The organism is Nocardia sp. NPDC050408 (assembly GCF_044458905.1).
In the GTDB taxonomy this organism is placed as follows: Bacteria; Actinomycetota; Actinomycetes; order Mycobacteriales; family Mycobacteriaceae; genus Nocardia.
The window spans coordinates 193,250-216,933 of sequence record NZ_JBITIL010000009.1 but is presented as its reverse complement, the minus strand read 5'-3'; the positions used below and the strand labels follow the sequence as shown (position 1 = coordinate 216,933).

The window sequence follows — 23,684 nt, the reverse complement described above, 5'->3', positions numbered from 1 at the left end:
TCACCCGATCAGGTGCTCGAGTGCGAGTTGTTGTAGTCGGACGAAACCGAAGTCTCGTTCGGCGGTCTTATCCGGGTCGAAACCGTCGTCGTCACGCAGGAATGCCTCGATCGATTCGCCGTTGTCGAGGGTGGGTTGCGCAAGGTCGAGGACGCCGGAGTAGGCCATTGCCTCCTGCACCCGGGAATCGGCGCGGAAGGCACATGCCTTGTCCGCCAGCATCAGATAGGTCGCCATACAAGCCTTGGCCGATTCCCATACGCCGGTGAGATGTTCGGTGCGCGAGGGCTTGTAGTCGAAGTGCCGTGGTCCGGTGTAGCGCGGGCCGTCCGGATAGCCCGGGAAACCGTTTTCCAGCAGATCGACGGTGAAGAATGCGGAGATCAGATCGCCGTGTCCGAAGACCAGGTCCTGGTCGTATTTGAGACCGCGTTGGCCATTGAGGTCGATGTGGAACAGCTTGCCGCTCCACAATGCCTGGCCGAGGGCGTGCGTGTAGTTGAGGTTGGCCATCTGTTCGTGCCCGGTCTCCGGGTTGAGGCCGACGATATCGCCGTGCTCCAATTCGGCGATGAGGGCAAGTGCGTGCCCGACGGTGGGCAGGAAGATATCACCGCGCGGCTCATTGGGCTTGGGCTCCAACGCGATTCGCAGATCGTAACCCTGTGACTTGATATATCCGGCGACGGTATCCAAACCCTCTTTGTAGCGTTCGAACGCGGCGAAGATGTCCTTGGATCCGTCGTACTCGCTGCCCTCGCGCCCGCCCCACATTACGAAGGTGGTGGCGCCGACCTGTGCGGCCAGATCTACTGCGCGCAGGACTTTGCGCAGACCGAAGCGGCGGATCGAGCGGTCGTTGGCGGTCAGCCCGCCGTCCTTGAAGATCGGATGTGTGAAGGTGTTGGTCGTAACCATCTCGATGGTGAGACCGCAGCGATCGGTCGCGTCTTTGAGGCGCGTGAGGTTGCGCTCCTTGGTGGCGTCGTCGGCATCGAACGGGAATACGTCGTTGTCGTGGAAGGTGATTCCCCAGACGCCGAGTTCGGCCAGGCGTTCGGCGTACTCCCACGGTGCGAGTGTCGGTCGGGTCGGCAGGCCGAACGGGTCGGTCCCCGTCCAACCGACCGTCCACAGCCCGAAGGAGAATTTGTCGTCGGTGGTGGGTTGACGGGTCACGCGATGCCTCCAGGTGTGTCTACGACGGGCCCCAGCTTCCGGTGTACCCCTCAGCGAAGTATGCCGCGCCGCGGTGGGATCCGGTGAGCATCGCGAGTTCCCCGTGTTGGCGCTCGATGTCGAAGGGTGACGCGCCGTCGATCGAGTGCAGGAGGGTCGTCACCCAGTAGGAGAAGTGCTGTGCCTTCCACACTCGCGCGAGTGCGCGATCGGTGTAATGCCGCAAGGATTTCTCGCCACCCCCGGCGAAGTAGTCGACGAGGACTTCGTGCAGCACGCGTACGTCCGCGAGTGCGAGATTCAAACCTTTCGCGCCAGTCGGCGGGACGGTGTGGGCGGCATCGCCCGCCAGTAGGAGTCTGCCGTGGCGCATCGGAGCGGTGACGAACGAGCGGAACGGTAGCACCGTCTTTCCGCTGATCGGGCCCTCTTGCAGTGCGAAACCATTGCCATTGACGCGGCTGCGCATTTCGGCCCAGATCCGCTCGTCATCCCAGTCTTCGGCGCGCTCGGTGGGCGCGCATTGGAAATACATCCGCTGCATCGTCGACGTGCGCTGGCTGACCAGGGCGAAACCTTGTTCGGAGCGCGCGTAGATCAGCTCCGGATGTGATTGTGGCGCCTCGGTGAGGAAGCCGAACCAGGCGAAGGGATATTCCCGAAACCATTCGGTGCGCAGGCCATCCGGAAAGGCGTGGCGGCAGATCGAACGTGAACCATCGGCCCCGACGATCAGATCGGCCTCCAGTCGGGCCGGGCGGCCGTCCGCCTCGGCGAACGTCACTACCGCAGGATCGGTGGAGACCGCGGTATCCCGGACGCCATAGCGGACATCGCCACCATCGGTCTTGCGGCGGTCGGCGAGGTCGATGAATACCTCGGTCTGCGGATACAGCCACACGGATTCGCCGACCAGTTCCCGGAAATCGATCCGGTGGTTGTCACCGTCGAAGCGCAGCACCACACCGTCGTGTCGGTCGCCTTCGGTGAGCACGCGATCGCAGACGTTGGAATCCACCAGCATGCGCACCGAACCCGCCTCGAGGATGCCCGCGCGAATGGTGGTCGCGATCTCCTCGTGCGTGCGGATATCGATCACGACAGAGTCGATTCCGCAGCGGTGCAACAGATGTGACAGCAGCAGACCCGCCGGACCCGCGCCGACAATCGCGACCTGGGTGCGCGTATTTGTCATAGCGCGAACCTCTTCGAAGTGTCGAGGGTGGCGGGTTCCACCGATCGAATGCGCAGCCGGGTTACCGTGGCCATCGCGAGCATGCCGACACCTGCTACCGCGGCGAAAAAGTAGAAACCCCACGGGTATGCCGATCCGGCGACGATGAGCCAGCCGGTAATGGTCGGACCGAAGATCGCGCCGAGCCGACCCACACCCGAGGTGAGGCCGAGTGCGGTGGCCCGCACCTCGGCCGGATATGCCTGCGTGACATAGGCGTAGACGAGTACCTGAGCCGAGAATACGAAGATGCCGGTGACCAGGACCAATGCATCGAGCAGCACGGTGCTGGAAACCTTGATGCTCAGCAGCGCCAGCAGTACCGCGGCGGCCGCGAACCAAACGAGGACAATCGGTTTCGTGCCGCGGCGGTCCGCGAGGGTCCCGGCGACGAGCAACCCGATGACCGCACCGATATTCAGCACCAGCAATAGAGTCAATGAGGTCGACATGTTGTATCCGGCGTCGCGCATCAGCTTCGGCAGCCAGGTGTTGAGTCCGTAGACCAGCAGCAGACCCATGAACGAAGCGACCCACACCCCGAGCGTCGTCCGCAGATAGCGTGGTGTCAGCAGGATGGTCGGCCGGACCCGTTCGGGCGTGGCCTGGGCGGCCAGATATGCCTCGGATTCGGGCAGTTCGGCCCAGATCAGCGGCAGCAGCAGGAATCCGGCGATGCCGCCGAGGTAGAACAGCGGCTGCCAGTGCGGAACGAGTTGCAGCGCGATGAGCGAGCTGATCACCGCGCCGGTGTGATAACCGGTCATGGTGATGGTGCTGGCGAAGGCGCGGCGGGCGGCGGGCACCTGCTCGGCAATGAAGGTCAGCGCTGTCGGCAGACATGCACCGAGCCCGATCCCGGCCAACAAGCGGAAGATGCCGAAAACGGTGACGGATCCGGCCGCCGGGACGGCCGCGGTGAACGCCGAGAACAAGGCGATCGAGGCGAGCAGGACCTTGCGGCGTCCGTACCGGTCGGCCAGCGGCCCGCCCGCCGCGCCGATGGCGACCCCGACCAGCGAGATCGTCGCGACGAAAGTCGCACCGGCCGCGGTGAATCCGATGTGGTGGTGCTCGATCAGGGTGGGGATGACGGCGCCGAGCACGACCAGGTCGTAGCCCTCGAGCAGGACGATGAGCCAGCACAGCGCGGCCGGCCACGGCGACAGCTTGTTCATGATGATTCGTTTCTGCAGATTCGGGCCGGTCATAGCGGGCCCTGATTGTGATGGCTCTCACGCTAGAATGACCGGCAATCAGAAATCCAATTGATATTTTTCTCGATCCACATAGAGGAGATCTATGGCATCCGAGTTCGATCTGAACCTGGTGCGCACCTTTGTGCTGCTTTACGAGACCAGGAGTGTCACCGCCGCCGCCGATCTGCTCGGGGTCACCCAGCCGACGGTCAGCTACGGGCTCGGCAAGATGCGGCGGCGGCTGCGCGATGAACTATTCGTGCGCGGTCCGGGTGGTCTCGTGCCGAGTGCGGAGGCCGAGCGGCTGTATCCGCCGCTACGCGCGGCCATCACGGGCATCGATGAAACACTCGGTGCCGCAACCGAATTCGATCCGATCGGACCGGTCCGCTTCAGGCTCGGACTGTCCGATCTCGGCGAGGTGACGGTGCTGCCGTTGGTGCTCGCGGAACTCGCGGCGCGGGCACCGCAGGTCACATTGCAGGTAGAGGCGTTCGATGTGGATACCGCAACCGACCGGCTCGCCCGCGGCGAGGTCGACGCGATGGTGGCCAGTCCGATACTCGACTCGACTCGGCTGACACGGACGCCACTGTTCACCGAGGGCTATGCGGGGCTGGTCGCGGTGCATCACCCTCGGTTGCGTGGTGATGCACCCACCGAAGCCGAACTGGATGGTGAGCGGCATATCGTCGTCGAAGGCGTGACGGGCCACTCCGGTCCGCGCAAGGCGCTGCGCGAGCACCATCTCGGAGATCGCGTCGCCGTGCGCGTCACTCGATTCGCCACCCTGCCCTATGTGGTGCAGGACAGTGAGCTGGTCGCCATCGTCCCCGAACGGGTGGCGCATGCGTTGGCGCGAACCCATCCCGTGCGGGTATTCACCCTGCCGTGGCCGATCGAGCCAGTGGAGGTGGCGGCCTATACCCGGCGCGCACCTGGTCGCACGGCGGCTCAGGGCTGGTTCCTCGAGGTGGTTCGGGCGGCGCTGGCGAATCTGCCGTCGGTCAGCCCAGTCGCGTAATCGGTTTCGCGGCGGTCAGATCCGCTTCGATTCGGCGGGCGGCCGTTTGCAGGCGCGGAATCAGTTCGGCCCGAATGGATTCGATGCTGCGGCGGGAGGCGTGCGTGGAAATATTGATCGCGGCGATCACACCCGAGCGGTCCCGGATGGGGGCGGCGACCGACCGCAGACCTTCCTCCAATTCCTGGTCGACGATGGAAAAGCCCTGTGCGCGAACCGTTTCCAAGTCGGAACGCAAGGTGTCCTGATCGGTGATGGTGTTGGCGGTCAGTCGGGTCAGTGCGGTGCGCGCCAGGTAGGTGTCGAGTTCAGCCGCCGGGAGTCCGGCCAGCAGGACATGGCCCATGGAGGTGGCATAGGCGGGGAAACGGGTGCCGATATTGATGCTGACGGTCATGATCCGGGATGCCGCGACGCGGGCTACGTAGACGACATCAGGACCGTCGAGCACCGATACCGAGCTGGATTCGTGCACGTCGGCGGAGAGCTGTTCGAGGTGCGGTTGGGCCACCTCGGACAGGCTCATGCTCGACAGATACGAATAGCCCAGCTCGAGCACCTTGGCGGTGAGCGAGAAGCGTTTGCCGTCGGTGCGGACATAGCCGAGATCGGCGAGGGTCAACAAGAATCGGCGTGCGGCGGCGCGAGTGAGCCCGGTGAGGCGCGCGACATCGGAGAGCGTCAGCTGCGGGTTCTCGGCGTCGAATGCCTTGATGACCGCGAGGCCGCGTTCGAGCGACTGCACATAATGGGTGCCGCGCCGGCCGTCGTCGTCGTTACCGCCGGTCGTCATCGTCGTCCTCCTCGACAGGGCGCTACAGGGCGGTATCGTCCCCGAGTTCGGCCAGCACCTGCTGCCCGATCGCGAAGGCCGCATTGGCGGCGGGCACGCCGGCGTAGGCGCCGGTGTGCAGCAGTACTTCGGCGATCTCGGCGGCGGTGAGACCGTTGGTGATCGCGGCGCGCACATGCATCGCGATCTCCTCGTGCCGCCCGAGGGCGGTGAGCACCGCAAGGGTAACGCAGCTGCGGGTGCGTCGGTCCAGGCCCTCGCGGGTCCAGATCGAACCCCATACCGACTCGGTGATGTATTCCTGGAACGGCCTGGTGAATTCGGTGGTCCTGGCGACGGCGCGATCGACGTGATCATCGCCGAGCACTTCACGCCGGACCGCCATGCCGCTATCGGCTCGTTCTGTCATGCGTTCTCCTTCAGGTGAGCGAGAATCAGATCGTTGATCGCCTCCGGTGCCTCGGCGCTGGCCAGATGTGCGCCTGGGCTGACGATTTCGAGGCGGGCGTGCGCGATCGCGCGCGCGATGCGCTGTCCGTGCTCCGGTGGGGTGGCCGCGTCCTGGGTACCGGCGATTACGAGGCTGGGTGCGGTGATCGATGACAGCCGGTCGGCGATATTCATCGTTTCGATTGCCGCGCAACAGGATGCGTAACCGTCAGGGTTGGTGGCGGCGACCATGTCCTCGTAATAGTGGATGCGGTCCGGATGGTCCGCGCGCCATCGCGGGGTGAACCAGCGCTGTACGACCGTGTGTGAAACCGCCTGTGTCCCTTGGCTCCTGACCAAAGTTGCACGCTCGGCCCAACCGCTGGGCGGGCCCAGTTCGGCGGAGGTGCAGCACAGGGTGAGCGTGCGCACGCGGTCAGGTGCGTGCTCGCCGAGCCACATGCCGACCATGCCGCCGAGTGAGAGTCCGACGAAATGCGCTCGTCCGATGCCGAATCGGTCGAGCAGCCCGATCACATCGGAGCCCAGATCTGTCAGCGTGTACGGGCCGGGGGGTACCGGGGATGCGCCGTGTCCGCGGTGGTCGTAGCGCAGTACCCGGTACCCGGCGGCGGTGAGCGTGGTGACCTGTGGATTCCACATCCGCACGTCGCTGCCGAGTGATCCGCTCAGCACGACGGGTTCGCCGTCGTCGGGACCGTCGACGACGCAGTTCACCTCGACGGCGGTCACGACTGCGCCTCGCTGGCGCTCGGCTCCGTCGTGACCGCCTTGGCGGCTGTGTTGTTTGTTCGCTCGCTGCGCTCGCTCACGACTGCGCCTGCCGAATCAGCTGGCTGCCACAGAGTGCGAGCGGTCCGCAGTCATCGGGACCGTTCGTTAGGCAGTGCATCTCGACCACGGTCATACCTTCGCCTCCCTGGCGCTCGGGTTCTGTATGGCACATCCGTTGATTGGATTGCTCATGACCGCGATCGCCAATCGGCGAGTGCCCGTTCGATGAACTCGCGGGTGGACCCCAGGTACTGCGTGGGGTCGAGCAGTCTCTCGATTCGAGCTCGGTCCAGATACTTCCCGACCACCGGATCGGCGGCGAGCAGATCAGTGAGAGAGCCTTCGCCGGTAAGGGCCGCCTGGCAGCACTGCGCGACGGCATCGCCTGCCGTGTGCCTGCCGACCGCACCGTGCGAGGTCGAAACCAATTCGGTCACAACGTTTTCCGCGAGCGCCAGGCCGCCGGTGAGGTCGAGGTTGGCGCGCATGCGCTGTGGCTCGACTCGAAGTCGCTCGAGGCTGATTCGCAGCCAATGCACCGCGGAACCGGTGGTGCGCAGCAATTCGATGTACGGCCGCCATTCCGCATGCCACGAGCCCGCCGCACGCTGATGTTCGTGGGGGACCGCGCCGAGCAGTGCGGCAACCAATCCTGGTGCTTGCCCTGCGGATCCGGCGGCCAGGACGGCGGCGACCGGGTTGCGTTTATGCGGCATGGTCGAGGAGCCGCCGGTACCCGCCGGGCCCTCCTCGTAGACCTCCGCGACCTCGGTCTGCGCTAGCAGAGTGATATCGCGGGCGATCTTGGCCGCCGCCGCGCAGGTCTGGCCGAGCGCCCCCGCGATCTCGGCGATGCGGCCGCGCTCGGTATGCCATGGTAAGGCCGGTTCGGCCAGTCCGAGGTGGCGCGCGAGTCCGCTCAGAACGGCAATCCCGTTGTCGCCCAAGGAAGCGAGCGTGCCGACCGCCCCGCCGAACTGCACCGCCAAGCGATGCCGCCGGATGTCGTCGAGCCGATCGCGCGCCGCGCCGATACCGCCGAGCCAGCCCGCCGTGGTCAGCCCAAAGGTGACCGGCGGTCCCTGCTGGAGCAGGCTGCGCCCGGCCAGCACGGTGTCGGCGTGGATTTCGGCGAGGTGTGCCAGGCGGGCGGCGCACGTGCGCAGGTCGTCATCGAGCACGGTCAGTGCCCGCCGCGTCACCAGCATGGCAGCGGTATCGACCACGTCCTGGCTGGTCGCGCCGAGGTGTACATATCCGGCCGCATCGCCCGCGACACGAGCGGTGAGTGCCCGCACCAGCGGCCCGGCCGGATTACCGATGCCGACAGCCTGCGCGCCGAGCTCCGCGATATCGTAATCATCTGCATCGCAACAGCTTTCGATAGCGGCAGCGGCCTCGGGTGGAATGGCTCCTGCGGCGGCTGAGGCGGCCGCCAGCGCGCCTTCGAAGTGGAGCATGGCCTGCACCCACGCCCGGTCGCCGACCTGCGCCGCGACCGGACCGGCCGCGAGCACACCGTCGAACAACCCGTCAGACATCGAAGAACACCGTCTCGCGCTCACCCTGGAGGTACACATCGAAAACATAGCCGTCGGGACCGTTCGCGGCGATCAAGGTGCCGCGCCGCTCCGGTGGCACCGCGGTCAGCACCGGATCGCTCGCGTGCTGATCGGCGTGCTCGGGGAAGTAGATGCGGGTGATCACTCGATGCAGCAGACCACGGGCGAATACCGAGACGTCGATATGCGGGGCCTGCCCATCGCCGAGCGCGCCGGGAACAACGGTGTAGACCGCGAATTCGCCCGCTCGAGTGTCGCTGCGTGCGAATCCGCGGAAGTTTTCGCGGACACCGCGGCCGTCATCCGGATGCGCGATATGCCCGTCCGGGTCGGCTTGCCAGATCTCGACCATGGCGTCATCGAGCGGCTCGCCGACGCCGTCGAGCACTCGGCCCCGAACCCACCCGGCTCCCGGTGTTCCCAGCGGTACGGCGTAGGGGCCGTCGTCCCATGTGAGTCCGATGTGCAGGTAGGGGCCGACGGTCTGCGAAGGCGTGGTGGGCAGATCAGTCATCGTCCTCGTCGTCCTCGAAAGGCGTGCCATCGCGGCCGCGCAATACGATGTCGAACTCGAAGGCCAGCGCCCGCTCGGGTTCGCTGCGGTCGAGATCGAAGCGGCTGATCAGCAGTGGGCGAGCGGCCTCGGGCACCGAGTTGAAAATGGGGTCCTGAGCGAACAGCGGATCATCCGGAAAATACATCTGGGTGACCAACCGTTGGGCGAAGGCGCGCCCGAACAGTGAAAAGTGGATGTGTGCGGGCCGCCAGGCATTGTGGTGGTTGCGCCACGGATAAGCGCCGGGCTTGATTGTGGTGAACTCGTAGCGGCCCGCGGCATCGGTAATAGTGCGCCCGACGCCGTCGAAGTTGGGATCCAGCGGGCAGTCCCACGCGCCCCGGTCGTGCCGGTATCTGCCACCGGCATTGGCCTGCCATATCTCGATCAGGGAGTTCGGGACCGGCTTGCCGTCACCGTCGAGCAGTCGGCCGTGCACGATAATGCGCTGTCCGAGCGGTTGTGCCCGGTGTTGCGCGGTCAGGTCGTTATCCGTTTCGGCGATCCGGTCCGCGCCGAGTACCGGACCGGTGAGTTCGGTCAGCCGCTGTGGCAGCAGCACCAGCGGCTCTTTCGGATGGCGCAGGGCGGTCGACTTGTAGTCCGGGGAGTCCAGCGGCGGGTGGGTGTCCGCCGGATCCCTTCGATAGCCTTGCAGCGCACGGATTTTCATGATGTCGCCTCCAGGACAACGGCCAGACCCTGGCCGACGCCGATACATAATGCGGCAAGTCCCCACCGGCTGCCGCTACGCCGCATTTCGCGGGCGAGTTGGTTGATGACGCGTCCCCCGGATGCGCCGAGCGGGTGACCGATCGCTATCGCGCCACCGTTGACATTGACGATGGCGGGATCCAGTTCCGGCCAATCGGCAAGGCAGGCAAGCGATTGCGCGGCGAAGGCCTCGTTCAATTCGACTGCGCCGAGATCGTCCCAGCCGATTCCCGCGCGCCGCAGGGCGATTCGCGCCGCTTCGACCGGGCCGATGCCGAAGACATCCGGATCGACTCCGGCCGCACCGCGTCCCGCGATCCGCGCCAGGGGTGCGTGGCCGAGTCGATCGGCCAGTTGTTCGTCGCCGAGCATTAGGGCGGATGCGCCGTCGTTCAGCGGTGAGGCATTTCCGGCGGTGACGGTGCCATCCGGCCGGAACGACGGTTTCAACACCGCCAACCGTTCGACGGTCGTTTCCGGCCGCAGCGACTCGTCGCGGGCCAGATCGGTGCCGGGGACGGCAACGACATGATCGTCGAAGAAGCCGTTGTCCCAGGCCTTCGCGGCGAGCTGATGGCTGCGCGCGGCGAATTCGTCCTGCGCCGCGCGCTCGATTCCGTAGCGGCCCGCGAGGATTTCGGTGCTCTCGCCCAAGGACACCGTCCACCGCGCGGGCATCGCCGGATTCACCAGCCGCCAACCCAATGTGGTGGAGTGCAGTGTTTCGTTGCCAGCGGGAAATGCCTTGGCGGGCTTGGACATAACCATCGGCGCGCGGCTCATCGATTCGACGCCGCCGACGACAACCGTTGCCGCATCGCCGGTTTCGATCATCCGAGCGGCCTGCATCGCGGCGTCCATACTCGACCCGCACAGCCGGTTCACCGTCGTGCCGGGTACCGAGGTGGGCCAATCCGCCAGCAGCGCTGCCATGCGTGCCACATTGCGATTATCCTCGCCCGCCTGGTTGGCCGCCCCGAAGACGATCTCGTCCACCGTCGCGGGATCCAGATCGCTGCGGTCGGCGAGCGATCTCAGCACGGAGGCGGCGAGGTCATCGGGCCGGATACCGCTCAGCGCCCCGCCGTACTTGCCGAACGGGGTGCGAATACCGTCGTACAGAAATGCGCTGGTCATGATGCAGCTTTCAATGCCCGCAGGGTGGTGAGTTCCATGGCTGTCGGGGGTTCGCTGATCTCGAGATCCGCCGCGACCCGCAGCTGCCAGCCGGTGGCATCGCGGACCTGCTCGACGCTCACTCCCGGATGAACGGCGACGAGGATCAACTCGCCGGTGTCGTCGGGTCGCATCACTGCGAGGTCGGTGATCACCAGGGTCGGACCCGCGCCGCGCAGGCCGAGTCGCGCGCGCTCGCCGTTACCGCGACCGTGCCCGAAGGAGGTGATGAAGTCGACCTTGTCGACGAAGGAGCGGCGCGACTGGCGCATGACGACGAACACTTCACCACACGAGGCGGCGATCTCGGGCGCGCCACCCGCTCCCGGCAGTCGGACCTTGGGATTGGTGTAGTCACCGCCGATGACGGTGGTGTTGATATTGCCGTATTTATCCAGCTGTGCTGCCCCGAGGAATCCGACATCGATGCGACCCGGCTGCAGCCAGTAGTTGAAGATCTCCGGCACGCTGATCACGGCGTCGGCGGTCTCGGCCAGCACGCCGTCACCGATGGAAGCGGGCAGCCGATCCGGTTTCGAACCCAGTGTGCCGGATTCGTAGATGAGGACCAGATCGGGCGCATGGGTATTGCGTGCGAGATTGGCGGCCGTCGACGGTAGCCCGATCCCGACGAAGCACCGCTTGCCCGCTTCGAGTGCCCTGGCGGCGGCGATCGTCATCATCTCGTCTGCGGTATATGCCTTTTCCATTGTGGCGGTGCGGGTTTCGGCGATGGTCATACTGTCTCCGTGGTGGCGGTGTGCACGTGCTCGTCGAGCCAGTGGGTGAAGCTGTCACGGTCTCGGCTGATCGCGTCCCAGGCCGCGTAATAGTCGTTGTCCCGTTCGGAATAGCCCTGCGCATAGGACGGATGCGCGCCGCCGGGCACCTGCGCGACCGCGGTCACCGCCCACGCGGGCAGTACGATCGCACCGGGCACCGGAGTCAGTTCGTCGACGATCTCCTCGACCGTGACCAGGCTGCGGCGCGCGGCGAGCAGTGCCTCCTTCTGCACCCCAAGTAGCCCCCACAGCTGCACATTTCCGGCACGATCGGCACGCTGGGCGTGGATGACCGTGACATCGGGATTTATCGCCGGAACCGCCGTCAGCTGTTCACCGGTGAACGGACAGGTGATCGGTTTGATGGTGTCGGTGACCGTCGGCAGATCGGTGCCGACGTATCCGCGCAGCACGGCGAACGGCAATCCGGACGCTCCCGCGACATAGCGGTTCGCCATCCCCGCGTGGCTGTGCTCCTCGATCTCCACCGCCGCGGGCCAGGCCTGCTGTACCGCGTCGCGGAACCGGTGCAGCGAGCCGACGCCGGGGTTACCGCCCCAAGAAAAGATCAGCTTGCGGGCGCAACCGGCCCCGATCAGCTGGTCGTAGACGATATCCGGCGTCATCCGCACCAGCGTCAGATCCCGCTTGCGCTGGCGAATGATCTCCTGCCCGGCGGCAACCGGGATCAGATGCGTGAAACCTTCGAGCGCGACCGTATCGCCGTCGCGAACGAGTTCGCCGACCGCATCCGCCAAGGAGGTAATCCTGGCCATCTCACTCCTTATTCGAAATTGTGGAAATGCCGCTGATCACCCGAGCCGAATCCAGCATTTGCCCGGGGTGGACCGCATCCAGGCGCGATCGGCGTCCGAGCGCGAACTGGCCTGCGGCACCCGGCTCGGCACGATCGCACTTCGCGGCCGACGATCCACGGCAGCTCGGGACCTCTCGATGGTCGTGGTGGACGGCCAGATCCGAACCGCGTAGGCCGACGCCGAGCATGCGCACCACGGCATCACCCGGCGGTAGCCCGAGTCGGGCTGCCGCGCGATCCGCTCGGGCGCGGCCACGGTAGCCGCCTTCATCACGCCTCTCTTTGTGCGCATTCCGTACAACTGGTTGTCATGCGAACATCGTAGGGCGAATCCCAAGGTGACTCAAGTCCTATATATCGATCGATGGCATTGGTGGAGCGGCTTCGAACTGGCATTTCTCCAGCGAATCGAGGTGGTTCAGTGAACGCGGAGACCCCGACTGCGGCGCGGTCAACGCACCGGGTTCGTACGAGCGCGCATCGGGCGCGCCTGTTGGCGCACAACTGACGTCCCTCGATCCGAGAAAGAACTGCGGCGCCGATGCCGTGGCGATCCTGGCGTCGCTCGGCCGCTCGGCGCATTCGTGCTCGGTGACCGGCACGGCCGCAAGGTGTGCCGGCCGGTCAAACCCTCGCCGCCGCAGCTTTTTGCCGATGGAGGCGCTGTTGCCCCATGGCGCGTTGCAATCGTGGGGTTGGCGAATTCCGTTCCTGCTCAGCGTCGTTGTGCGGTTCGCCGGTTATCTGAGCCGCGCCGGGCGGACGAAACACCGGCATTCGAGGCCGAGCAGGCGCAGCAGGAGGCCGCGCCTCACCGATCGTGCAGGTCGTGCTGGAGAGCGTGATCTGCATGGCGCTGATGAATGCCCACCACCATCTTCGGGTCGTCGCGCTGCCCGAGTAGAACGTTGCGCTCATCGGTGCCTTCACATTCGGCAGCGCCATGACCGCCGCATCTTCCGCGCGCGAGACATTCCGCATCTCGCTCGAAGACCGGATGCGGCCCCGCTGTCGCGCGAGGACTATTCGCGCCTGCGCGCCGAGGCGATCGCGGCGTAGGGCTGCGCGGGCCGATCAGGCGGCGAAGAGGCCGACCAGGGTGCCGCTCGCGATGACGTGGTTCGTGATGGCCTGCCGGACCACGTCGGCCGTGGTGTCCTTGGTGAATCCGGCCGATCGGTCCAAGGCGTATAGCCGGAAGAAGTACCGGTGCGCCTGGTCGCCGACCGGTGGTCGCGGACCGCTCCAGCCGACTTCACCGAAGTCATTGGGACCCGCGACGGCCCTGGGCGGTGGCGCCTCCGCCCGGATACTGGTTGCGGTCGGCGCGATGCCGGTCAGCAGCCAATGGGTGAACGGCCCGCCCGGCGCGTCCTCGTCCTCGCACAGCAGGACGATCTCCGCGGCGTCACCGGGGATACCGCTCCACTCGAGCGGCGGAGCGACATTGCCGCCGTCGTAGGAGTAGCGGTCCGGAATTGTCGAGTGGTCGGTGAATGCGGCACTGTGCAGCTCCGCGCGCACCGGCGTCCGTCGCACGTCGTTCTGGTGGCTGGTGGGATTCGGCATCGTTTTCCTCCGCTCGACGGGCTTGCTGGTTCGAAGCGCCCGGAGAGCCGAGGTCCGCGCTGATCCTCGTACTCGCCGAGCAGCGTCACTGTGCGGGTTGCCACTCGACTGTCTGCTAAACCGTGGCTACCCGGACTCCGCGATCCGGTCTCAGTTGGGGTTCGCGCAGGTCGCTGACCACGGTGGCGTAGCGGCTTTCGAGTTCGTCGAAGTCGTCGCCGAGGTAACGGGCGAGCACTCAGTGGTTCGGCCGCCGCCATGGCCGGGGTGCTCGCAGTGACCAACCGCGATCACATCGTCTTCGGCTCCGCGGCCCTTCAGCGCTCACGCCCCGGCAGAGCGGTTCACATGATCCCGCACCCGGGCTCAGCGATATCTTCGACGCCGATCAGCGCATGGAGGTCGAACACCATAATCCACTGCGGCAGCTGCCGCGACTGGCCGCCGCGGTCAACGGCTGATCACAGCTGGGGTTGCGGCGGCAATTCACTGGATACCAGCTTCTGCGCGCTGCGCTTGTTCATGCCGAACATCCGCAGCACACGCAGGGTCATTTCGTCGGTGAGTGCCCCGGCATCGGCCTCGGGTCGGGCATCCAATAGTTGCAGCAGTCCCAGCAGTGCCCCGCCCGCGGCCATCAGCGCCATATCCGGATCCATCGGCTCGAACCGGCCCGCCTCCTGTGCGGCTATGATGTCGCGTCGGGCGCGTGGGCCCAGGCCCTCGTCGCGCAGCAGCACCGACGTACCGGAATTCAGGATCACCCGCACACCCTCCGGGATCTGGCGCTGCAGCCGTCCGGTCATCCGGAAGCTCACCGCGAATACCTCGGCGGGGTCGTCGTACATGGCGACGATCTCGTCGCGCATCTCGCTGTAGATCTGCAGCACCGACCGCACGGCCTCGTCGAACAACTGCTCTTTGGATTGGAAGTGGTTGTAGAACGAGCCGAATCCGACATCGGCCGCATCGGTGATTTCCTGGATGCTCACCGCGGATCGCCCCTCCGACAGGAACTTCCGCGCCGCCCCGAGCAGCGCATTGCGCGTCCGCTCGCGCCGCCTGTCGATGCGGTTGCCCACCACACCTGTCACTATGCCCTCCTTCCCCTCGATTCCGTTATTAGAATCATATCTGATAAAAGAATCAGAGTCGATTGCGGCCGTGTTTCCGGCGCTGACCGGAGCCTGGATTCGGTTCCGGCTGAATGTAATTCTCGACACCATGCCGGGCGCTTCTTAGTGTCCGTTGATGTGACGACCAGCGACCAGACCCAGGACCCGAGCGCCGACTGGAGCTTCGAGACCAAGCAGATCCACGTCGGACAGGTGCCGGACGGTACGACCAATGCCCGCGCGCTGCCGATCTACCAGACCACTTCCTACACCTTCCGGGATACCGCGCATGCTGCGGCGCTGTTCGGTCTCGCCGAACCGGGCAATATCTACACCCGCATCATGAACCCGACCCAGGATGCCGTGGAACAGCGCATCGCGGCGTTGGAGGGCGGTGTCGCGGCGCTGCTGCTGGCCTCCGGGCAGGCCGCGGAGACGTTCGCGATCCTGAATATCGCCGGTGCGGGCGATCACATTGTGTCCAGCCCACGGCTATACGGCGGCACCTACAACCTGTTCCGCTACTCGCTGCCGAAACTGGGCATCGAGGTCAGCTTTGTCGATGATCCGGATGATCTGGACCAGTGGCGCGCGGCGATCCGGCCGAATACCAAGGCGCTGTACGGCGAAACGATCTCCAACCCGCAGAACCACATCTTCGACATTCCCGGTATCGCCGAAGTCGCCCATGCCGCGGGCGTTCCGCTGATTCTCGACAACACCGTCGCGACGCCGTACCTGATTCAGCCGCTGGCCCATGGCGCCGATATCGTGGTGCATTCGGCGACAAAGTATTTGGGCGGCCACGGTGCGGCCATCGCGGGCGTGATCGTCGACGGCGGTACCTTCGATTGGACCGGTGGCCGCTTCCCCGGTTTCACCACACCGGACCCGAGCTACCACGGCGTGGTGTACGCCGACCTCGGCGCTCCCGCCTACGCCCTCAAGGCCAGGGTGCAACTACTGCGTGATCTCGGTTCGGCAGTCTCGCCGTTCAACGCCTTCCTGATCAGCCAGGGTCTGGAGACGCTGAGTCTGCGGATCGAGCGGCATGTGCAGAACGCCGAGGCAGTCGCGGACTTCCTCGCGGCGCGTTCGGAGGTGACCTCGGTGTCCTACGCCGGGCTGCCGTCCTCCCCGTGGTACGAGCGCGGCCGCACGCTCGCTCCCAAGGGCGTCGGCGCGGTGATCGGCTTCGAATTGGCCGGTGGGGTCGATGCGGGTAAGCGTTTCGTCGAGGCGCTGAAGCTGCACAGCCATGTGGCCAATATCGGCGATGTGCGTTCGCTGGTGATCCATCCGGCCTCGACCACCCATTCCCAGCTGACTCCGGAAGAGCAGTTGGCGGCCGGTGTCACCCCGGGCCTGGTCCGTCTCGCGGTCGGCATCGAGGGTATCGACGATATCCTCGCCGATCTGCGCGCCGGATTCGCGGCCGCTCAGTAGTCGAGGTGTCACCCACTGCCAGTCGTGCCGCCGGGGTCGCATTGCGCGGCCTCGGCCGCAGTTTCGGCGCCCATACCGTCCTGCGCGATATCGAATTGGAGATCGCACCGGGTGAGGTGATCGCGCTGGTCGGTCCGTCCGGCAGTGGGAAATCGACACTGTTGCGGGTCATTGCTGGGTTGGACGAGCCGACCGCGGGCGAGGTCGTGCTCGACGGTCGTCCCATGCGCGGCATAGACCCGCGCTGCGCGGTGGTTTTCCAGGAGCCGCGGCTGCTGCCGTGGCGCGATCTCGCGGGCAATGTCGCATTGGGTCTGCCACCGACCATCTCGCGGGCCGAAGGCGAGGCCGAGGTGCGGCGCGGGCTCGAGATCGTCGGACTGGCCGGATTCGAGGGACATCGTCCGCGACAAGTGTCAGGGGGCATGGCGCAGCGAACGGCATTGGCCCGCGCGCTGGTTCGCCATCCTGGCGTGCTGCTGCTCGACGAGCCGTTCGCAGCGTTGGATGCGCTGACCAGGCTGCGGATGCAGGACCTGCTCGACGAGGTGCAGCGCGCCGCGGGTATCACGGTCGTACTCGTCACCCACGATGTGGACGAGGCACTGCGCCTGGCCGACCGCGTAATTGTACTCGAAACTGTCAGTGGCGAAACAGGTTTCACGATCGGCACGGCGCTCGAGGTATCCGCCGATCGGCCGCGCGACGACACCGACCCACGGTTGGCCGCGCTGCGGCTCGACCTACTCGAACGACTCGGCGTTGCGCGCCGCGCCACTGTCAAGGAGACACTCTGATGAGACGAGCGACCATCGTCCTGGCAGCCGTCGCGGCGGCGGTGATGACGCTGCTTTCGGGCTGCGCGGAGGGCGAAAAGTCCGGCGCGGCCGGGGCGGGTGCGGATGAGGTGCGGCTGGACTACGCCTACTACAACCCGCTGAGTCTGGTCATCCGGGACCAGCACCTGCTGGAGAAGTCCGGCGCCAAGGTGACCTGGGTATTCTCCGCGGGCAGCAACAAGGCCAATGAAAGTCTGCGCGCCAACGCGATCGATGTGAATTCGACCGCGGGTTCGGCGGCATTGCTGGCGAAGGCCAATGGCACACCGCTGCAAAGCATTTCGATCTACAGCAAACCGGAATGGACCGCGCTGGTCGTCGCGAAGAATTCTCCCATCACCTCGGTGGCCGAGTTGAGGGGTAAGAAGATCGCGGCGACGAAGGGTACCGACGCCTATTTCACACTGCTGCAGGCACTTCAGACAGCTGGTCTCACCGCCAAGGATGTGGAAGTGACCAACCTGCAGCACGCCGACGGCAAGACCGCACTCGAACGCGGTGATGTCGATGCGTGGGCGGGTCTGGATCCCTACATGGCGCAGACCCGTCAAGAGCAGGGTTCGCGATTGCTCTACCGCAACGCCAACTTCCAGACCTACGGCGTACTCAACGCCCGCGCGGATTTCATCGCACAGCATCCGGACCGGGTCCAGGCCGTGGTCAATGCCTATGAGCAGGCGCGGGTTTGGGCGTTGGAACATCCGAACGAACTCGCGCAGCTGCTGGCGACGGAATCGAAGACCTCCCTCGACGTCGCCAAGGAAACGCTCGAGCGCACCGTATTGAAGGTCGATCCGGTACCGGGCGAGACCCAGCGGGCGGTACTCACCCCGATCGTGCCCATCATCGTGGCCGACGGTGACGTGCGATCGAAGGAAGCCGCCGAGACCGCACTCGGTGCACTCTTCGAGCCGAAATTCGCACAGCAGGCCCTTCGGTGACGGTCACCCAGACCGCACCGCCGCGTGCCGCGCGCCGGATCCGTTGGGATCAGGTGGCGCTCGGACTGGTCGTACCCGTGCTGCTGCTATTGCTGTGGCAAGGGGTGACCTCGGCGGGACTGTATTCGTCGAGCCAGCTCGCGCCGCCCGCGGAAGTGCTTGCCGCACTGCGGGAGTTGTTGCAGCGCGACGAATTGTGGAGCCATCTGGCGATCAGCATCCAGCGGGTGCTGCTCGGATTCGCCAGTGGGGCGCTCATCGCACTGGTGCTCGGCACGGTGGTCGGGCTGTTCGATATCGCCCGTGTGCTGCTGGCGCCGACGGTCGGATTGTTCCGCACGGTGCCGTCGCTGGCGTGGGTGCCGCTGCTGCTGTTGTGGCTCGGCATCGGCGAGGAACCCAAGATCGTGCTGGTGGCCATCGGTGCGTTCTTCCCGATCTATACGACGACGGCATCGGCTCTGGCACAGGTCGATCCGCACCTGACCGAACTCGGCCGGGCCTATGGATTGCACCGTGCCGCGCTGTTGTTCTCGATTCAATTGCCCGCGGTGGCACCGGCGGTCGTCAACGGTCTGCGACTCGGCCTGGCCAATGGTTGGCTGTTCCTGGTTGCGGCCGAGCTGATCGCCTCGTCGAAAGGACTCGGATTCCTGCTGATCGACAGCCAGAACAGCGGCCGCACCGACATCATGCTGTTGGCCATTGTGCTGCTGGCCTTGCTCGGCAAGCTCAGCGACACCGTATTCGCCATCGCGGAAACGAAATTGATCGACAGCCGGTTCTGAAAATCAGACGTGCACGCCACGGATGCGGTCGACGATGAAAAGCGGGTCGGTCGGGGCGGCGTTGCCGCGCCACGCAACGTGTTGGTCGGGGCGGATCAGCACGAGGTCGCGTTCGTAGAGCGCCCGGGCATGTTCGTCGCGGATATCGACCACGTCGAGTGGAACGGCACGCTGAGCTGCGGCGTCTACCAATCCGGTGACATCGTGTTCGGCGAAGCGCAGCAGAGTGAAGCCGCGGCCGAACAGGTCGAAGATCGCGCGGCAGTCCGCGAGGTACACGCTCGGCGGCCTGGCGCCGGGCCAGGTGCTGGGTACGTATTCGGCCATCCGCTGCGGCGGCGCGTGCCCATCGAGATCTCGGCAGACGATGGGGGAGTCGTCGTAGCGGTAGTCGAGTTCGATGCCGAGGGCTTCGTTTTCCAGGTTGCCCAGGTCGCTGATCTCGCGGCCGAGTTCGCACCGGGTGCGTTCGCCGAACCAGCGTTCGCTGTGCATGGCGGTCCAGTCGCTGGTCATGATGGCGCCACGGACCGCGCTGTGCCTGGCCGAGGCCGCGCGGTTGCGCAGCGCTACGGCGCGTCGCTCCTGCTCGTAGGCCGTGAGCAGGCCGGGGCCACCCCAGTTGTGCAACTGTGCGGCGAGGACCCAGCCGAGTCCTACCGCGTCGCCGACGCCGGTATTCATGCCGTAGCCCCCGGTGGGCACGACTTGGTGGACGGCATCGCCGGCGAGCCAGACGCGTCCGCGTCCGAAGGAATCGGCGACGGTCAGGCGCGGGGTCCAGAAATTGGCGACCAGGATCTCGATATCGAAGCGTCGGCCGAGTCGTTCGTAGACGAACTCGTGCGGGTCGATCTTGTCGGCGTCGGTGCCGATGCCGAGGGGCGCCTGCAGGGTGAAGGTGTCGCGGTCGTTCTGCGAGATGACTGTCCAGCCTTCGGGGGACTGGAGGTGCCAGACGGTGCCGAAGCGGGTGCGGATCTCAGTATCTGTGGTCGTGAAGTGCACGAGGTAGAACCGGCCGTCCATGGGGCGCTGCCCGGTGGCGCGGAATGCGCGGATCGAGCTCTTGGCAGTTCGTCCCGGGCCGAGCTCTTTGACGAGGAGTTTGCGGAGATCGATCTCGTCGTGTCCGATACCGAGTTGCCTGCGGGTGCGGCTGCCCGCGCCGTCGCAGCCCACGAGATATTGCGCGCGGACGGTGCGCGATTGCCCGGTCTCCCCGGATGTCAGACGCGCGGTGACACCGTCGGTGTCCTCGGTGAAACTGTCCAGCGCCCAGCCATAGTGGACGCGTGCGTTGGTTCGGGTTTCGAGCTGTTCGCGCAGCGCCGGTTCGAGGATCACCTGGGATACGCGCATGGCGGGTTCCAGCGGGAGGGCGCCGTCATTGCGTTCGCGGATGAGCCGGAATTGTTCGGCGACGCTGGGATATTCGAAGCGCGCCAGCTCCCAGCCGACCGCATTGGTGACCCAGCTGACTCTGGCCCTGGAGTCGTCTGGAATCGCGACCTTGCGCAGTTCATCGGCGACCCCCAGTCGCCGGTACAGCTCCATGCTGCGGCCATTGGTGATGTCCATTTTCGGATGCCGGGTGCTGGTGGCATTGCGTTCCACGACGACGGTGTCCACACCGTGGCGGTCCAGTTCGAGCGCGAGCGTCAGACCTACCGGACCGGCCCCGACCACCAGTACTGAGGTTGTTTCGGCGGGGGTCATCGCGCCTTCCTTTCCGGATCTCCATTCACTTCTATGTGCCACACACCACATTGAACAGTCTTGTTCAATTAATGTCAATAATGATCTATTTAGATCGCTTCCGACTCATTCAAAACAATGTCGTAGCTTTGGTGTGGAACTCAGGAAGGGAATGCCGGTGAATGTGACCGAGAAGCGGATCAATGCGGCTGCGATGCGGCTGTTCGCTGCGCGGGGCACCACGGATCTGACGATCAGCGAGCTGGCCACAGAGGCGGGCGTCGCCCGCGGCACGCTGTATCGCAACGTCGAATCCATCGAGCAGCTCTACGACCGGGTGCGGGCGCAACTCGCCTTCGATATCCACGATGCGAATGTCCGGGCCATGGACGCGCACGGTGACATCGATCCGCCGCTGCGGATGGCCACCGGGATCCGCTTGCTGGTGCGCCGGGCCCATGAGAATCCCGCGATGGGGCGGTTCCTGGTCCGGTTCGGCCTGACCGACGAATCCCTGCGCGAGGTGCTCGGCGGTCCGCCGATGCGCGATATCGAGAAGGGCATCGAGAGCGGCCGCTACACCGTCTCGCCGGTTATGGCGCTGAGCGTGGCCGCGATGGTTACGGGCGCGGTGGTCAGCGCGATGTGGATGGTGCTCGAAGGGCATCAGGCCTGGCGTGATGCCGGAGCCGGTGCGGCCGAACTGGTGCTGTGCGCGTTGGGGGTTTCGCGCGAGGAGGCACGGCAGATAGTCGGCGCGCCGCTGCCTGATCTTCCCGAACTCTGACCGATTCCATTCGAGCTGATCGCAAACCTGTTCTGCGGGAGCGGAATACGGTTGTCTCGAGCAGATGAGCTCTGCACGACGTCGGGCATTGAAAACAGTTACCGGAGTCAGCGGCGCGGTGAGCGTCTATGCGGCCGCGATCGATCCGCACGAATCGACGGTGGCATCCTCGATCGAGATCGCGAAGATCGCCGAGGCCAATAAGTTCGACGCCCTGTTCGCCGCCGACCTGTTGAGCTTCGGGGCGCAGGGCGCGATCGGCGCGCAGGAGCCGCTGATCTTCCTGTCCGCATTGAGCGCGGTGACTTCGCACGTCGGCTTGATCGCCACCGTTACCAGCACCTTTCACCACCCGTTCAATCTCGCGCGGCTGTTCGGAACGCTCGACCATGTGAGCAATGGCCGAGCCGCCTGGAATATCGTCACGTCCTCGGTGGGCGAGGAGAATTACGGCGATCAGGATCTGCCGAGCCCGGAGGAGCGGTACGCGCGCGCGACCGAATCCCTCGAGGTCATCAACGCGCTGTTCGACAGCTGGGAGCCGGGGGCGCTGACCCCCGACGGTAACGGCGGTGCGGTCCTCGATGCGGCCAAGGTGCGTCCGATCGAGTATGCGGGGCAATACTTCACGGTGCGGGGTCCGCTCAATATCCCGCCGTTGCCGCAGCGTCGCCCGGTCCAATTCCAGGCCGGTCAATCGGCGGGCGGTATCGAGCTCGGCGCGCGGTTCGCCGAGGTGGTGTTCACCTCGCTTCCGACGCTCGAGGATGCGGTGACCTATACCAAGACGATTCGGGCGCGCGCGACGGAACTCGGTCGAGCCCAAGAATTACCGCTGATCATGAGTTCGTTCCATGCGACTTATGGAGCAACGGATGAGCAGGCGCGCCGGTTGGTCCGCGAGGCGGCCGAGGCGACCGACTTCGATGCGGGCCGCATCCAATTGGCGGATATGTTCGGTGGCGGTATCGATCTCACGGAGCTGCCGCTGGATCGGCCGATCCCGGAAACGATACTGCCCGAGCTGAATTCGGTGAACCGCCGGCGCGGGCGGGTGGAAATCTTCACCAAGCTGGCGGCATCCGGTCGCACGCTGCGTGAGCTGATCGTCGCGGCGAAGGATACCGGGCACTGGGCGGCTGCCGGGACGCCGGAACAATTGGCCGATGCTGTCGAAGAGCGTTATCGCGCAGGGGTTCTCGATGTCATCTCGCTGGGTGGTCTGGCCGATGCCCGAACTCGAGACTTCGTTACCAATGGACTTCTGCCCGAATTGCGCCGCCGGGGAATCGTCGGAAACGACTATGTCGGTGGCACTTTCCGCGAGAACCTGGAACTGCCCCCGCTACCTGAGCGCTGAGCGCGCGGTTTGCGCCGGACATCCCAGGTCCGGCGTGGAGTCAGTTCGGCGTCGACGCGCGGTTGGTGGACGATGGTGCCTGCACGATCGTCAACAACGAACGCTTGCGCAGGGTGAATCCCAACGTCTCGTACAAACTGATCGCCGTCGCATTGTGGGCGACGGCGTGCAGGAACGCTGTCTCTCCGCGCGCCCGGATCTGCGCGCCGACCGCCCGGGTCAGCCGGGAGGCGAAACCGCGGCCGCGGAATTCCGCATCGGTGCACACGGCGCTGATCTCGGTCCAACCCGGCGGGTGCAGGCGCTCACCTGCCATTGCCACCAGCCTGCCGTCCACCCGAATCCCGAGATAGGTACCCATTTCGATGGTCCGCGGCGCATACGGGCCGGGTTCGGTGCGGGCGATCAGCTCCAGGATCTCCGGCACATCAGCGGCGGTGAGTACCTCGAGTTCCGGATCGTGGGCAACGCGTAGCGCGGTGCCGTCCATTTGTACCGAACCGAATTCGTTCAGCACGGTCCACCCATCCGGCGGCACATGGCCGTAGCCGCGCAGTGCGGTGCTGCCGCCCGGGCCGAGCAGGGTGGCCAGATCGGCCCAATCCTGTTCGTCCAGTGCGGGCGGATGGCCGATGAATCTGGCGACGTCCGGGTCGTAGCGGCCGATGCGGCCCACCCAGCTGGCGAAGCGGAGGTGCTCGCCGCGCAGCGATGCCCGCACCGGATCGTCGAGTGGATGCAGTGGGGTATTGATGTCGATGGTCGACTCGGTGGTCATCGCGCACTCCTCCGCAACAGGGTCCGACCGGAGAACGTTAGCGGGGCGCACGAGTATCGGCACCGGTTGTGCTCAGCGGAATTTCTATCCGGTGGCTGTCGTC

Annotated in this window: 25 protein-coding genes; 7 read left to right on the top strand and 18 right to left on the bottom strand. The window is 65.6% G+C overall.

The features are described from left to right. Genes xylA through ACIBJI_RS25860 form a run of 3 tightly spaced genes read right to left on the bottom strand, consistent with a single transcriptional unit; the run spans position 1 to position 3,591 of the window. Positions 1 to 1,179, bottom strand: coding sequence for a xylose isomerase (gene xylA / locus ACIBJI_RS25870; protein WP_364345622.1), 1,179 nt, complete (start codon positions 1,177 to 1,179; stop codon positions 1 to 3). 19 nt (positions 1,180 to 1,198) lie between these two features. After that, positions 1,199 to 2,374 (bottom strand): 4-hydroxybenzoate 3-monooxygenase, encoded by a 1,176-nt coding sequence (locus tag ACIBJI_RS25865; protein WP_364345619.1) that lies wholly within the window; start codon positions 2,372 to 2,374, stop codon positions 1,199 to 1,201. Next, a complete protein-coding gene (locus ACIBJI_RS25860) occupies positions 2,371 to 3,591 on the bottom strand; it encodes an aromatic acid/H+ symport family MFS transporter (RefSeq protein ID WP_364345617.1) in 1,221 nt (406 codons plus the stop codon). The genes ACIBJI_RS25865 and ACIBJI_RS25860 overlap by 4 nt, the downstream gene beginning before the upstream one ends. A gap of 124 nt (positions 3,592 to 3,715) precedes the next feature. Between ACIBJI_RS25860 and ACIBJI_RS25855 the strand changes: the two genes are divergently transcribed. Next, complete coding sequence (locus ACIBJI_RS25855) at positions 3,716 to 4,636, top strand: LysR family transcriptional regulator (RefSeq protein WP_364345615.1); 921 nt, start codon at positions 3,716 to 3,718, stop codon at positions 4,634 to 4,636. Here the strand turns inward: ACIBJI_RS25855 and ACIBJI_RS25850 are convergent. The 13 genes from ACIBJI_RS25850 to ACIBJI_RS25790 form a co-directional block, all read right to left on the bottom strand. Then, a complete protein-coding gene (locus ACIBJI_RS25850; RefSeq protein WP_364345613.1) occupies positions 4,620 to 5,429 on the bottom strand; it encodes an IclR family transcriptional regulator C-terminal domain-containing protein in 810 nt (269 codons plus the stop codon). The genes ACIBJI_RS25855 and ACIBJI_RS25850 overlap by 17 nt on opposite strands. A gap of 22 nt (positions 5,430 to 5,451) precedes the next feature. Next, positions 5,452 to 5,838: a 4-carboxymuconolactone decarboxylase gene (pcaC, locus tag ACIBJI_RS25845; RefSeq protein WP_364345611.1), complete on the bottom strand. Its 387-nt coding sequence runs from the start codon at positions 5,836 to 5,838 to the stop codon at positions 5,452 to 5,454. Further along, positions 5,835 to 6,611: a 3-oxoadipate enol-lactonase gene (gene pcaD / locus ACIBJI_RS25840; protein ID WP_364345609.1), complete on the bottom strand. Its 777-nt coding sequence runs from the start codon at positions 6,609 to 6,611 to the stop codon at positions 5,835 to 5,837. The genes pcaC and pcaD overlap by 4 nt, the downstream gene beginning before the upstream one ends. Positions 6,612 to 6,841: 230 nt before the next feature. Beyond that, a complete protein-coding gene (gene pcaB / locus ACIBJI_RS25835; protein ID WP_364345607.1) occupies positions 6,842 to 8,194 on the bottom strand; it encodes a 3-carboxy-cis,cis-muconate cycloisomerase in 1,353 nt (450 codons plus the stop codon). Then, entirely contained in the window at positions 8,187 to 8,729 is a 543-nt protein-coding gene (gene pcaG, locus ACIBJI_RS25830) for a protocatechuate 3,4-dioxygenase subunit alpha (protein ID WP_364345605.1), read from the bottom strand. The genes pcaB and pcaG overlap by 8 nt, the downstream gene beginning before the upstream one ends. Further along, complete coding sequence (gene pcaH / locus ACIBJI_RS25825; RefSeq protein ID WP_364345603.1) at positions 8,722 to 9,444, bottom strand: protocatechuate 3,4-dioxygenase subunit beta; 723 nt, start codon at positions 9,442 to 9,444, stop codon at positions 8,722 to 8,724. Before pcaH ends, pcaG begins: the two co-directional genes overlap by 8 nt. After that, a complete protein-coding gene (locus tag ACIBJI_RS25820; RefSeq protein ID WP_364345601.1) occupies positions 9,441 to 10,622 on the bottom strand; it encodes a thiolase family protein in 1,182 nt (393 codons plus the stop codon). Before ACIBJI_RS25820 ends, pcaH begins: the two co-directional genes overlap by 4 nt. Continuing rightward, complete coding sequence (locus ACIBJI_RS25815; protein ID WP_364345599.1) at positions 10,619 to 11,401, bottom strand: CoA-transferase subunit beta; 783 nt, start codon at positions 11,399 to 11,401, stop codon at positions 10,619 to 10,621. Before ACIBJI_RS25815 ends, ACIBJI_RS25820 begins: the two co-directional genes overlap by 4 nt. Next, positions 11,398 to 12,219, bottom strand: coding sequence for a CoA-transferase (locus ACIBJI_RS25810; RefSeq protein WP_364345597.1), 822 nt, complete (start codon positions 12,217 to 12,219; stop codon positions 11,398 to 11,400). Before ACIBJI_RS25810 ends, ACIBJI_RS25815 begins: the two co-directional genes overlap by 4 nt. A 36-nt stretch (positions 12,220 to 12,255) precedes the next feature. Further along, on the bottom strand, positions 12,256 to 12,531 hold the full coding sequence (locus ACIBJI_RS25805; protein WP_364345595.1) for a hypothetical protein: 276 nt from the start codon (positions 12,529 to 12,531) through the stop codon (positions 12,256 to 12,258). A 353-nt stretch (positions 12,532 to 12,884) separates the two neighbouring features. Then, the gene (locus ACIBJI_RS25800; protein ID WP_364345593.1) at positions 12,885 to 13,205 is read right to left on the bottom strand and encodes a hypothetical protein; all 321 of its coding nucleotides are present in this window, start codon (positions 13,203 to 13,205) and stop codon (positions 12,885 to 12,887) included. A gap of 129 nt (positions 13,206 to 13,334) precedes the next feature. After that, positions 13,335 to 13,829, bottom strand: coding sequence for a YbhB/YbcL family Raf kinase inhibitor-like protein (locus ACIBJI_RS25795; protein ID WP_364345591.1), 495 nt, complete (start codon positions 13,827 to 13,829; stop codon positions 13,335 to 13,337). Between the two features lie 461 nt (positions 13,830 to 14,290). Further along, positions 14,291 to 14,923, bottom strand: coding sequence for a helix-turn-helix domain-containing protein (locus ACIBJI_RS25790; protein WP_364345589.1), 633 nt, complete (start codon positions 14,921 to 14,923; stop codon positions 14,291 to 14,293). Positions 14,924 to 15,082: 159 nt separating this feature from the next. Between ACIBJI_RS25790 and ACIBJI_RS25785 the strand changes: the two genes are divergently transcribed. From ACIBJI_RS25785 to ACIBJI_RS25770, 4 genes are all read left to right on the top strand, one after another. Next, on the top strand, positions 15,083 to 16,390 hold the full coding sequence (locus ACIBJI_RS25785) for a bifunctional o-acetylhomoserine/o-acetylserine sulfhydrylase (protein WP_364345587.1): 1,308 nt from the start codon (positions 15,083 to 15,085) through the stop codon (positions 16,388 to 16,390). Between the two features lie 5 nt (positions 16,391 to 16,395). After that, complete coding sequence (locus ACIBJI_RS25780; protein ID WP_364345585.1) at positions 16,396 to 17,187, top strand: ABC transporter ATP-binding protein; 792 nt, start codon at positions 16,396 to 16,398, stop codon at positions 17,185 to 17,187. Then, positions 17,187 to 18,170, top strand: coding sequence for an aliphatic sulfonate ABC transporter substrate-binding protein (locus ACIBJI_RS25775; protein ID WP_364345583.1), 984 nt, complete (start codon positions 17,187 to 17,189; stop codon positions 18,168 to 18,170). Before ACIBJI_RS25780 ends, ACIBJI_RS25775 begins: the two co-directional genes overlap by 1 nt. 89 nt (positions 18,171 to 18,259) lie before the next feature. Then, positions 18,260 to 18,958 (top strand): ABC transporter permease, encoded by a 699-nt coding sequence (locus ACIBJI_RS25770; RefSeq protein ID WP_364345725.1) that lies wholly within the window; start codon positions 18,260 to 18,262, stop codon positions 18,956 to 18,958. A 3-nt stretch (positions 18,959 to 18,961) separates the two neighbouring features. Here the strand turns inward: ACIBJI_RS25770 and ACIBJI_RS25765 are convergent, their stop codons facing one another. After that, positions 18,962 to 20,677 carry an FAD-dependent monooxygenase gene (locus ACIBJI_RS25765; protein WP_364345581.1) on the bottom strand — a complete coding sequence of 572 codons (1,716 nt, stop codon included), beginning with the start codon at positions 20,675 to 20,677 and terminating at the stop codon, positions 18,962 to 18,964. Positions 20,678 to 20,834: 157 nt separating this feature from the next. On the opposite strand from ACIBJI_RS25765, the gene ACIBJI_RS25760 reads away from it, so the two are divergent. Both ACIBJI_RS25760 and ACIBJI_RS25755 read left to right on the top strand, forming a co-directional pair. Continuing rightward, complete coding sequence (locus ACIBJI_RS25760; RefSeq protein WP_364345579.1) at positions 20,835 to 21,443, top strand: helix-turn-helix domain-containing protein; 609 nt, start codon at positions 20,835 to 20,837, stop codon at positions 21,441 to 21,443. A gap of 64 nt (positions 21,444 to 21,507) precedes the next feature. Further along, positions 21,508 to 22,803: an NtaA/DmoA family FMN-dependent monooxygenase gene (locus tag ACIBJI_RS25755; RefSeq protein ID WP_364345576.1), complete on the top strand. Its 1,296-nt coding sequence runs from the start codon at positions 21,508 to 21,510 to the stop codon at positions 22,801 to 22,803. Positions 22,804 to 22,843: 40 nt separating this feature from the next. Here ACIBJI_RS25755 and ACIBJI_RS25750 read toward each other — a convergent pair whose 3' ends face one another. Then, a complete protein-coding gene (locus tag ACIBJI_RS25750) occupies positions 22,844 to 23,581 on the bottom strand; it encodes a GNAT family N-acetyltransferase (RefSeq protein WP_364345574.1) in 738 nt (245 codons plus the stop codon). Between the last annotated feature and the right edge of the window lie 103 nt (positions 23,582 to 23,684).